The organism is Vibrio sp. 811 (assembly GCF_033339195.1).
In genome coordinates, this window is record NZ_JAWOUB010000005.1 from 285,281 (window position 1) to 295,936 (window position 10,656).

A 10,656-nucleotide genomic window follows, 5' to 3' on the forward strand; every position below is an offset into this window, starting at 1 on the left:
GCCAATAATGGAAGCATAACTATAACGAGGCATGTAATGACGGTAATACGCAAGCAGGATGTGATCAGCAGTGTCGCTGATGCGCTACAGTATATTTCTTACTACCACCCGCTAGACTTTGTTCAAGCTCTTGAAAAAGCCTATCACCGCGAAGAGAGTCAAGCCGCGAAAGACGCGATTGCTCAGATCCTAATTAACTCCCGAATGTCCGCAGAAGGTCACCGTCCAATTTGTCAGGATACTGGTATTGTGACGTGTTTCGTCAACATCGGTATGGGCGTGCAATGGGATTCGACCGACATGACGGTTCAGCAGATGGTAGATGAAGGTGTTCGACAAGCGTACACGAACCCTGATAACCCGTTGCGTGCGTCAGTACTTATGGACCCTGCTGGTAAACGTATTAATACCAAAGACAACACGCCTGCCGTCGTACATATCAACATGGTTCCGGGCGATAAAGTTGAAATTCAGATCGCTGCGAAGGGCGGCGGTAGCGAAAACAAAACTAAGATGGTGATGCTAAACCCATCTGACGATATTGCTGAGTGGGTAGAAAAAACGCTACCAACAATGGGGGCGGGCTGGTGTCCTCCTGGCATGCTTGGCATTGGTATCGGCGGTACGGCTGAAAAAGCAGCGGTATTGGCAAAAGAATCTCTAATGGAACACATCGATATTCAAGAGCTTATTGACCGTGGCCCACAAAACGCAGAAGAAGAGCTTCGTTTGGATATCTTCAATCGCGTGAACAAACTTGGTATCGGTGCGCAAGGTCTTGGCGGTTTGACGACTGTTGTCGACGTTAAAATCAAAACTGCGCCAACGCACGCGGCTTCTAAGCCTGTTTGTTTGATCCCGAACTGTGCGGCGACTCGTCACGTACACTTCACGCTTGATGGTAGCGGCCCAGCAGAGCTAGCACCACCTAAACTAGAAGATTGGCCAGATATCACTTGGGAAGCGGGCGAAAATACGCGTCGCGTAAACTTAGACACAATTACTAAAGAAGAAGTACAAGAGTGGAAGACAGGCGAAACGGTTCTTCTATCAGGTAAAATTCTGACTGGTCGTGATGCTGCTCATAAACGTATTCAAGGCATGCTAGATAACGGTGAAGGTCTACCTGAAGGCGTAGATCTAAACGGTAAGTTCATTTACTACGTAGGCCCTGTCGATGCAGTTGGTGATGAAGTCGTTGGTCCTGCTGGCCCAACAACATCTACGCGTATGGATAAATTCACCGACATGATGCTAGAAAAGACCGGCATCATGGGCATGATCGGTAAAGCTGAGCGTGGCCCTGCAACGGTTGAATCTATCAAGAATCACAAAGCGGTTTACCTAATGGCTGTCGGTGGCGCTGCGTACTTGGTGGCGAAAGCGATCAAGAAAGCTCGCGTTGTCGCATTTGAAGATTTAGGTATGGAAGCGATTTACGAATTTGAAGTTGAAGATATGCCAGTAACAGTGGCTGTCGACTCAAATGGTGTTAACGCGCACCAAATCGGTCCAGACACTTGGAAAGTGAAAATTCAAGAGATGGAAGCATAAGGCAAAGGGCAATCTTGCTGCGTCTCAGTAGAGAGAATGTGACAAGGTGCTGATTTACCTAGCAAACAATTGACAAAAGTGCAGCGAAACCTGCACTTTTTGTCTATATAATTAAGGATATAAACCTTTAGGCATAGCAATCAAACGTTATGCGAACAATAATTAGGAGACGGCATGCCTCGTTTTATTCAGATTCTACAAATTATTCTTGCTGTAGTGATAGGTGGCTTTGTTGGCTATGACTTGATTCTTCACGGTATCAGCATCTTTGATGAAAAGTACGTGACCATCACATGTGTGTTGTGGCTGATTTTAGAAATCGCTCTATTTGTTATCTATAAGTTAATCGAAGACGACTAGGCTTAAAGAAAGCGGGTTCCTGTTTAACATAGTAATCAGCGTATATAGAGTTACTAATGCTGTAGATTAAGTAAGCCTCTGAACCACTCAGGGGCTTTTCTTTTTTAACACAGCATTAAGCCGGATGTTTTGTTCATCTTTTATTAAGGTATATAAAGTTAAACTCATAGAATTCGAGATAGAACAGTATTCATAGCTCGAAATTCGAAGTCGCTGACAACGTTGTTTTAAAGTGGAGTAAGATAAAGAAGCGTAATGAAGAGAATAAAGAAAGAAGTTAATGACTTTATCAACAGAGGTATGGACTCTAATGTTCGAATTGCTGTCACCGGACTTTCTCGTGCCGGTAAGACGGCATTCATCACGTCATTAGTGAATCAGCTTCTTCATACTGCAACCCATGACAATTTGCCTCTTTTGACTGCGGCTAGAGATAAGCGCCTTATTGGAGCGAAGCGTGAGCCTCAATCGAATATGATGGTGCCACGCTTTGCTTACGATGAGGCGATGAGCCAAATTCATGCGACTCCACCTCAGTGGCCAGTACCGACACGTGATGTGAGTGAGATTCGCTTAGCGCTCAAGTACAAACCAAATAAAACCACGAAAAAGCTGTTGAGTAAAACCGCAATTTTAAATGTTGATATTATCGACTATCCAGGAGAGTGGTTGCTCGACCTGCCTTTATTGGACATGGACTTTGCAACGTGGTCGCAAACTCAGTTTGATGCACTTAAAGGCCAGCGTGGCGATTTAGCCAAAGCTTGGCTTTCTGAACTGGAGAAAGTTGATCTCTTTGCAGAAGTGAATGAGAAACTACTTGAGAAAGTTGCACACACATACACAGAGTACCTTCATTCTTGTAAAGACGCTGGCCTTCATTGGGTTCAGCCTGGCCGCTTTGTATTACCTGGTGAGCTAGCAGGCGCGCCGGTGCTACAGTTTTTCCCGTGTCGTGTTGATTCAGAAAGCAAAGCGCCCAAGGGCAGTAACTTAGCGATGCTAGAAGCCCGTTTTCAGGAATACCAACAGAAAGTAGTGAAAGCGTTTTATAAGCATCATTTTGCGACCTTCGATCGCCAGATTGTACTGGTGGATTGTTTGCAGCCTCTCAATGCTGGTGATGAAGCGTTTTACGACATGCGCCAAGCGCTAGAACAGATCATGCATAGCTTCCGCTATGGTCGTAGTAGCTTTTTGCGTCGTTTATTCTCACCAAAAATCGACAAAGTGTTGTTTGCTGCTACAAAAGCGGATCATATCACGCCCGATCAGCACCCAAATTTGGTGTCTCTGCTCCAACAAATGGTGCATCCAGCATGGCAAACGGCAGCCTACGAAAATATTGATATGAACTGCATGAGTATCGCTTCCATCCAAGCAACCACGACGGGGTTTATTTCCTCTGGAGATAAGACCATCCCGGCGTTACAAGGAACAACATTGGGTGGTGAGCCGATGACTATGTTTCCCGGAGAGGTGCCGAAAAAGCTACCAAATGCAGCGTATTGGCAAAACAACGGGTTTGATTTTACGTCGTTTCGTCCGATGCCCTCACCGAATGATGAGCCAGTGAAGCACATACGCTTAGACAAAGCATTGGATTACCTGATTGGAGATAAATTGAAATGAGCGAGTTGAAGCAAAAACAAGTTTTCTCTGAAAAGGTAATGGAAAAAGAGCAGCAATCGAATCAACCGGAATTGACGGCGCAGCAAACATTCGGCGAAAAAGAAACATTTGTACCTGTTGAAGTTAAAGAAGCGCACCAGGAGACCGAACAGGAATTGCAACTCGAGCATGTCATTCGTCCAAAATCGGGCAGAAAATGGCTCGCGACTGGCGCATTTGCAACTTTTGCTGGTCTGGTTGGCTGGCAAGCGGTGGACTCGGTTATAACCGCAATTCAGGCTTCTGATTGGCTAGCCTTAAGCTGGACGGGGTTTATTGCTGCGATCGCTTCGCTTGGTTTAGGAGCTATGGGTAAAGAGCTTTGGAAACTGCGAAAACTACGAAATCATTTTAGTGTTCAAGAAGAAGCAGAAGCACTTGTTAATAGTGAGAGCGTTGGGAAAGGGAAAGCCTTTTGCGAAACCGTAGCAGAGCAAAGTGGTGTGATGGCAGAGAATCCGGGCTTTGATCGTTGGCAGAACAGTATTAACCCTGCTCATAGTGACGCTGAAATTCTTGATATGTATGACTCGATGGTGGTGAGCCAACAAGACAAGTTGGCAACGAAAATCGTATCACAGCACGCAACCGAGTGTGCGGCCCTAGTCGCCGTGAGCCCTCTGGCTGCCGCTGATATGTTGCTGGTGGCTTGGCGAAATTTCAAAATGATCGACAACCTCTCCAAGGTATATGGGGTAGAGCTGGGTTATGCCTCTCGCATCAAGTTACTAAGAGCGGTATTTGTCAATATGGCGGCGGCTGGTGCCAGTGAGCTCGCTATTGATGCCAGTATGGATTTGATGTCGATGGATCTTGCTGGCAAAGTTTCTGCTCGTGCAGGGCAGGGACTCGGTGTTGGTATTCTAACGGCACGTTTGGGCTTGAAAGCGATGACCTTATTGCGTCCACTACCCTGGTATCCTGACCGTCAGGTTAAGTTGGGCACCATACGCAAGGCAGTGGCGGCGAAAGTTGCATCAATTACGATGAAACCGTAACGAATATCAACTTTGATGGATAGGATTGCTTGACGCCATTCCAAGCATGATAGAAACTACTGTCAACTTTTCCTGACAGTTGTGAATTGGGATATTTTAAGTGCGTCTTGAAGTCTTATGTGAAGATCGACTCGGCTTGACCCGAGAACTGCTCGATATTTTAGCGTCTAAAAGCATCGACTTGCGTGGTATCGAAATCGATATTAGCGGTATTATCTATTTGAATTGCCCGGATATTGATTTTGATACGTTTAGTGAGCTGATGGCTGAAATCCGCCGTATTCCGGGGGTGAAAGACGTACGTAAAATCCAGTTTATGCCGATGGAGCGCCACAATACGGAGCTGCTCTCGTTAGTTGATAACTTGCCCGATCCGGTTTTTGCCATTGATCTTAAAGGTGCCGTAGACATGGCAAACATGTCTGCACTTTCATTGCTTGGCCTTCACAAGCAAGAAGTGATTGGTACTCAAATCGGTGCTTTGTTACCAAGTGTTCGTTTCTCTCGTTGGTCTGAAGGTGTTAATGGTCGAACGCGGGAAAACCTTGTGATTGATGGCTTGGACTATGTTCTAGAGTTGATGCCCGTTTATATCCGAGACGAAGCGCAAAACTCGACTCTAGCGAGTACTCTAATGACGATTCGCTCTAGTCAGCAAGTTGCCAGAATTGAAGAAGCACTACCGCTGCATAATCCTCTGGGTTTTGAGCACTTTGTTGGTATATCGAACCGTCATAAAGCACTAATGAACCAAGCTAAGAAGCTGTCTGTGCTTGACCAACCATTGTTGATTGAGGGCGAAACGGGGACCGGTAAAGAAATGCTTGCTAAAGCTTGCCACAGTCGTTCTAGCCGTGCGAGCAAGCCATTCCTAGTTTTGAGTTGTGCTTCGATGCCTGACGATGTAGCAGAAACCGAACTTTTTGGTCATGCGCCGGGTTCATTTAATCATGAACAAGGCCACAAAGGCATCTTTGAGCAAGCAAATGGCGGGACGGTATTTCTTGATGAAATCGGTGAAATGAGTTCGCACCTTCAAATCAAGCTGTTACGTTTTCTACAGGATGGTAATTTCCGTCGTGTCGGTGCAGAAGATGAGATGCATGTCGATGTTCGTATCATCGCTTCAACAAAACATAACCTTGCCGAGCTTTCTGAAGCAGGAATGTTCCGTGAAGATTTGTATTATCGCCTCAACGTACTTACGCTCAGCATTCCTCCGTTACGTAAGCGCTCAAACGACGTTGCACCATTGCTTGAGTTGTTCGTCGCGAAACATGCTCAACAGCTTGGGATTGATAAGCCAGAGTTTGATGATGGTCTAGTTGATGCCCTTGCAAATTATCAGTGGCCAGGAAACATGCGCCAGCTGGATAACATGGTTCTTCGAGCGCTCACGGAAATGGATGGTGGTATACTAAACGCGGATCACTTCAATTTACCTCAGCCTCAGTCAGTCGGCGCTGGTAGTACAACGCTTAACATCGACGGTTCATTGGATGAGATCATGCGTGATTATGAATCTCAAGTTCTGGAACGTTTGTATCAGTCATTCCCATCAAGCCGCAAGCTTGCTAAGCGCTTAAATGTATCGCATACCTCAATCGCTAATAAACTGCGTGATTACGGTATCCGTAAGAATTAATCGAATTGAACGAAAAGACGGAATTAATCATTTGTAATGGAAGATAACAGCTCATCTATCGCCGTACATAAGTTGGACGGTGACTTGCTTCTTCGTACCGCTGAAATCGATGACGCAGATATGATTGCCGAATATTTTCAAGCGAACCGAGAATACCTGAAACCGTTTGAACCGAAACGTGAAGAGGCTTTTTTCTCAGTGAACGGTTGGTTGCAAAAGCTTATCAAGCTCAATGAGCTGCATCGAATGGGATTGGGGTATTATTGCCTTTTAGTCAGAGCCTCTTCGGGTGAAATGCTAGGTACGATATCCTTTAGTAGTTTGAGTCGCTTCCCTTTTTATTCTTGTAACGTCGGATATTCTCTCGCTGAAAAAGCGCAAGGGCATGGTTATATGCGTCGTGGATTAACCATGGCTTGCGACTACATGTTTAACGTTCAGAAACTGCATCGTATTCAAGCTGGCTACATGCCTCACAATAAACGCAGTGAAGCTGTGCTAGAGCATGTAGGTTTCAACCGAGAAGGGTATGCAAAAGATTACCTTTTGATTAACGGTGAGTGGCAAGACCACGTTCTAACGTCGCTTATTAATCCGAATTGGCAGCCAGAAGGACGATAGTATGGAACGATTGGAAAAGCAGTTAGCACTCGTAATCGAGCTCGATAAACTCAAAAGCATTTTGCGCCGAACTCGAGTTAAAAGTGCTGAAGGGCGCCTCGAAAATAGTGGTGAGCATAGTTGGCATGTCGCACTGATGGCAATATTGATGGAAGAGCATGCGAATGCACCTGTTGATATTTGCCGAGTGATGAAAATGTTATTGATACATGACGTAGTAGAGATCGACGCGGGCGATACCTTTGTTTATGATACTGCTGCGTCTCAAGAGCAAGCAAAAAAAGAAATTAGAGCCGCAGAGCGCTTGTTTGGTATGTTACCCAGCGATCAGGAGCAAGAGCTATTGGCGCTTTGGCATGAATTTGAAGCCGCGCAGACCGATGATGCTAAGTATGCAAAAGCACTCGATCGGTTAATTCCAATGCTCTTGAACTACCATAATAATGGTCAGAGTTGGAAGGAACATGGTGTCTCACGCGAACAAGCACTTACCATTAATAAACGAATTGAATTTGGCTCTGTTACCTTATGGGACAAAGCGAAAGAGTTGATTGAAGAAGCCACAGAGAAAGGTTGGCTGAAATCGTAATAAAGGAGACTGAATGTCTTATTTGCCTTTGGACGAATACCAAAGAAAATGGATTTTTACGCATCAGTCGATGCGTGTGCCAGAAGAAGATTTGGCTTTTATTAAGCCGATGAGCCAAGCCCGCTCAGCACAATTTTGGAAAGAAAATATCAGTGCTCAAAGCCCTGATATGGATAGACTTAGTTCCCAAGACTGGCCAATGAATGAGGCGAATTGGTCTGAAACTGTGGATTGGATGGCTGCGTGGGAGTCGGATGATCCTGACATGCCAGCGGAAGCTGAGGCACATATCGATTGGCAAGACGATGTAACCGTTTACTTTTGCTACGAGAAGTACAATGTCATCGAAACGAAATGGTCTATTTTTAAAAAGCACTGGAAGAACTTTCTCTTTTATGACGATGGTCCGATACTAATAGGACGTCGCCGTTCGCAAGCACTTTGGTTTGATTCAAAAGGCAATGTGAAACTCGGTGTTCGTCAATAACGAGTTATAAAGCAAAGCCACCTTTCGAGGTGGCTTTGTTTTTCTAAAGGCTGGATAATGGACTCAACACGCCGCCAGCCCCGCGCTCGATAACGTGAGTATAGATTTGCGTGGTTTTTACATCAGTATGCCCTAATTGTTCCTGAACAGTTCTAATGTCTGCGCCAGATTCCAATAAGTGCGTGGCAAAACTGTGTCTTAGTGTGTGGCAAGTTACAGTTTTCTCAATGCTTGCGTCGCGTGCCGCGCGCTTTACTGTTCTTTGTATTGCGCTTTCATTGATATGATGCCTTCTCAATTCACCAGTGTCTCGATCTGCGCTTAACTTTGTTGATGGAAACAAAAAGTGCCAGTTAAAATCTAGCTCCGCTTTTGGGTATTTACGTCGTAAACCTTCAGAGATGTATACGCCCGCATAACCAGGCATGTGCCTATCTTTAAAGTAATAGTTTCTTGCTAAATTAACTTGAGCTTTGAGTGGTTCATGCAGTTCTTTGGCTAATGTGACTGTACGATTTTTACCTCCTTTTCCTTGCCAAACGCGAACTGCACCATAATCATAATCGATGTCTTGAACTCTTAAGCGTAAACATTCCATAACTCGAAGCCCTGAGCCGTAAAGCAGCTGAATATGGAGTCTATACCTCGGGTCGATATGCTGAACGAATCTTCGGATCTCCTCCCTGGTTAATACAACGGGAAGTTTCTTTTCGGTCAAGGATTTCTGAAATCTCATATCAAGTGATAGTGGGGTTTTGAAATAATCACGATATAAAAATGATATTGAGTTCAGCGCCAAAGCTTGCGTTTTTACCGCAACTTTTTCTTCTACCGCTAAGTAACTCAGAAATTGAATGACATCATCTTCTGCTAGTGTTGATGGGTGTGCAAGCTGGTGAAAAGTGATAAAGCGTTTTATCCAAAATAGATAACTTTCGATAGTTTTATTCGCATAATGACGAGTAAGCATGTGCTCTTTTACACTAAGTAAAAACTGACTTTTCATGATAAATTAACCTGTTTATTTATACAGTTCTGTTAATGTATCACCACTTTTGAAATTAGCGTGCTGTGCGCCGACTAATTGCGCGCGCTACCACACATATTCATACTGTTTTTCTATTTGTTTCAGACATATAAGTGCTACGATTGATAGCGCTTTTGATAAGAAAGAAGGCGGTAGCCTGCCAGAAAGACGGCAAGTCGCCGTATAGAAAGCGTTAGTTGCACAGGGAGGTATCGTGGAAGAATTATCAGGCGGAAGAGAATCTACAATATATCGAGATGGTGAAGTCGTCTATCGACCTCTTCAGTCATGGAGTTCTACAATTCATCTTATTTTGAAGCATCTTGAGCGAGCAAAGGTAGATGAAATCCCAAAGTTTCTAGGTGTTAATCGAAACCAAGAAATCTTAAGTTTTGTCGCAGGTAATACCTACAATTATCCGCTAGTTGGCGCAATCGCAACAAATGATGCACTCGTGTCTGCGGGTAAATTATTACGTAAAATACATGATTCAACAGTTTCACTCTTGGAGCAAATTGACGTTAATGCACACCGATGGATGTTAGAGCCGAGAGAGCCATTCGAGGTTATCTGTCATGGTGACTTTACCCCATACAATGTTGCTCTATTAGAAAATACAGTTGTTGGTGTGTTTGACTTCGACACGGTGCACCCAGCACCAAGAATATGGGATTTAGCATATTCGGTTTATTGTTGGTCTCCTTTCAAAACTGACAGCAATGATAAGCTAGGCACAATCTCAGAGCAGGTGGCTAGAGCTAAGTTGTTCTGTGATAGTTACGGTGCAACTGAATTAGAAAGAGAGCAATTAGCTGATGCTATGGTTCAGCGATTACAGGCTTTAGTATCCTTCATGCGTAGTGAAGCCGAAAATGGCAATGAATCCTTTGCTGAAAATATAGAGCAAGGTCATCTTCAAGCCTATCTAGATGACATAGAATATATCACTGAAAATAAACAAAAAATTCAGTGCGCATTGTGCAACTAACAAAGCATTTAAGAGTGATTCGCAACGCTTGGCAGTTTCGCTTCGCTCAGGTATAGCCAAGCGTCGCTCACACCTTAATGCGGCGTTATACGAATAGAGGGAAATTATGTACAAAAATACTGATTTTAACTTGGATTCAAAAGAGTTCAGGTTTAAGAAAGACTCATATCCTTTGTCTAAGATAAACAATGTTAGGGTTAAAAAGTTAAGTTTTCTTGATAATTTAGGTCAAGTTTTATTCTGGGTGTGTGTTTTTTCAGGGGCTGTTTGGTTAGTTATTCCAAGGTTGGAAGAGGTGCCACAATGGCTACTAGTTTTAGTTCTTAGTCTGACGGTTGTAGGTTTGGTTTTTGCTCTTTTTCGTTGTTCTAAATATGCACTTCAAGTCGAGTTTCGCCACATAGATGAAACGGGCGTTCAATGGGTTAATGTAGCTAAGTCATACTCAAAGTCAGATTGTGAGTTATTTGAACAGCAAGTGTCGGCACTGAAAAAATTCGTATAACAAATTGTTCAAGAGTGATTCGGCACGCGTGGCATTTTTACCGTGCGTTGGTTTTAGTGGTTAAGGTGTTATGCGGAACCTTCGGTATTGCGTGCCTCACACCTTAACAAGGCGTTATGTTCTTGGAGGAAATGGTGGGCTATCAAAGGGATAGGGTAACTTTCAGCGTTTTCCATAAACTTGCTTTAACTATTTACAAATGCTTAAAATT

At 44.1% G+C, this 10,656-nt stretch carries 11 protein-coding genes; 10 read left to right on the forward strand and 1 reads right to left on the reverse strand.

All coding sequences use genetic code 11. The features are described 5' to 3' along the window. Window positions 1-36 precede the first annotated feature (36 nt). From R7Q46_RS11270 to R7Q46_RS11305, 8 genes are all read left to right on the forward strand, one after another. Window positions 37-1,554 carry a fumarate hydratase gene (locus tag R7Q46_RS11270; protein WP_017820444.1) on the forward strand — a complete coding sequence of 506 codons (1,518 nt, stop codon included), beginning with the start codon at window positions 37-39 and terminating at the stop codon, window positions 1,552-1,554. A 174-nt stretch (window positions 1,555-1,728) separates the two neighbouring features. After that, window positions 1,729-1,914 (forward strand): hypothetical protein, encoded by a 186-nt coding sequence (locus R7Q46_RS11275; RefSeq protein ID WP_005376906.1) that lies wholly within the window; start codon window positions 1,729-1,731, stop codon window positions 1,912-1,914. A 255-nt stretch (window positions 1,915-2,169) separates the two neighbouring features. Then, window positions 2,170-3,546 (forward strand): YcjX family protein, encoded by a 1,377-nt coding sequence (locus tag R7Q46_RS11280; RefSeq protein ID WP_213973221.1) that lies wholly within the window; start codon window positions 2,170-2,172, stop codon window positions 3,544-3,546. Continuing rightward, window positions 3,543-4,583 carry a YcjF family protein gene (locus R7Q46_RS11285; protein ID WP_005388274.1) on the forward strand — a complete coding sequence of 347 codons (1,041 nt, stop codon included), beginning with the start codon at window positions 3,543-3,545 and terminating at the stop codon, window positions 4,581-4,583. Before R7Q46_RS11280 ends, R7Q46_RS11285 begins: the two co-directional genes overlap by 4 nt. Window positions 4,584-4,683: 100 nt before the next feature. Beyond that, complete coding sequence (gene tyrR / locus R7Q46_RS11290; RefSeq protein ID WP_005388272.1) at window positions 4,684-6,228, forward strand: transcriptional regulator TyrR; 1,545 nt, start codon at window positions 4,684-4,686, stop codon at window positions 6,226-6,228. A 36-nt stretch (window positions 6,229-6,264) separates the two neighbouring features. Next, window positions 6,265-6,849 carry a ribosomal protein S5-alanine N-acetyltransferase gene (rimJ, locus tag R7Q46_RS11295; RefSeq protein ID WP_318077505.1) on the forward strand — a complete coding sequence of 195 codons (585 nt, stop codon included), beginning with the start codon at window positions 6,265-6,267 and terminating at the stop codon, window positions 6,847-6,849. Between the two features lies 1 nt (window position 6,850). Further along, window positions 6,851-7,438, forward strand: a complete 588-nt coding sequence (locus tag R7Q46_RS11300; protein ID WP_130545081.1) for an HD domain-containing protein — start codon at window positions 6,851-6,853, stop codon at window positions 7,436-7,438. Window positions 7,439-7,451: 13 nt separating this feature from the next. Further along, window positions 7,452-7,925 carry a DUF2947 domain-containing protein gene (locus R7Q46_RS11305; protein ID WP_318077506.1) on the forward strand — a complete coding sequence of 158 codons (474 nt, stop codon included), beginning with the start codon at window positions 7,452-7,454 and terminating at the stop codon, window positions 7,923-7,925. 43 nt (window positions 7,926-7,968) lie between these two features. Here the strand turns inward: R7Q46_RS11305 and R7Q46_RS11310 are convergent, their stop codons facing one another. Next, on the reverse strand, window positions 7,969-8,931 hold the full coding sequence (locus tag R7Q46_RS11310) for an integron integrase (protein WP_318077507.1): 963 nt from the start codon (window positions 8,929-8,931) through the stop codon (window positions 7,969-7,971). A 235-nt stretch (window positions 8,932-9,166) separates the two neighbouring features. Here R7Q46_RS11310 and R7Q46_RS11315 point away from each other — a divergent pair, with 235 nt between their 5' ends. Beyond that, window positions 9,167-9,940 (forward strand): aminoglycoside phosphotransferase family protein, encoded by a 774-nt coding sequence (locus R7Q46_RS11315; protein WP_318077508.1) that lies wholly within the window; start codon window positions 9,167-9,169, stop codon window positions 9,938-9,940. A 106-nt stretch (window positions 9,941-10,046) separates the two neighbouring features. After that, entirely contained in the window at window positions 10,047-10,445 is a 399-nt protein-coding gene (locus tag R7Q46_RS11320) for a DUF6232 family protein (protein WP_017821406.1), read from the forward strand. The last annotated feature ends 211 nt before the right edge of the window (window positions 10,446-10,656 follow it).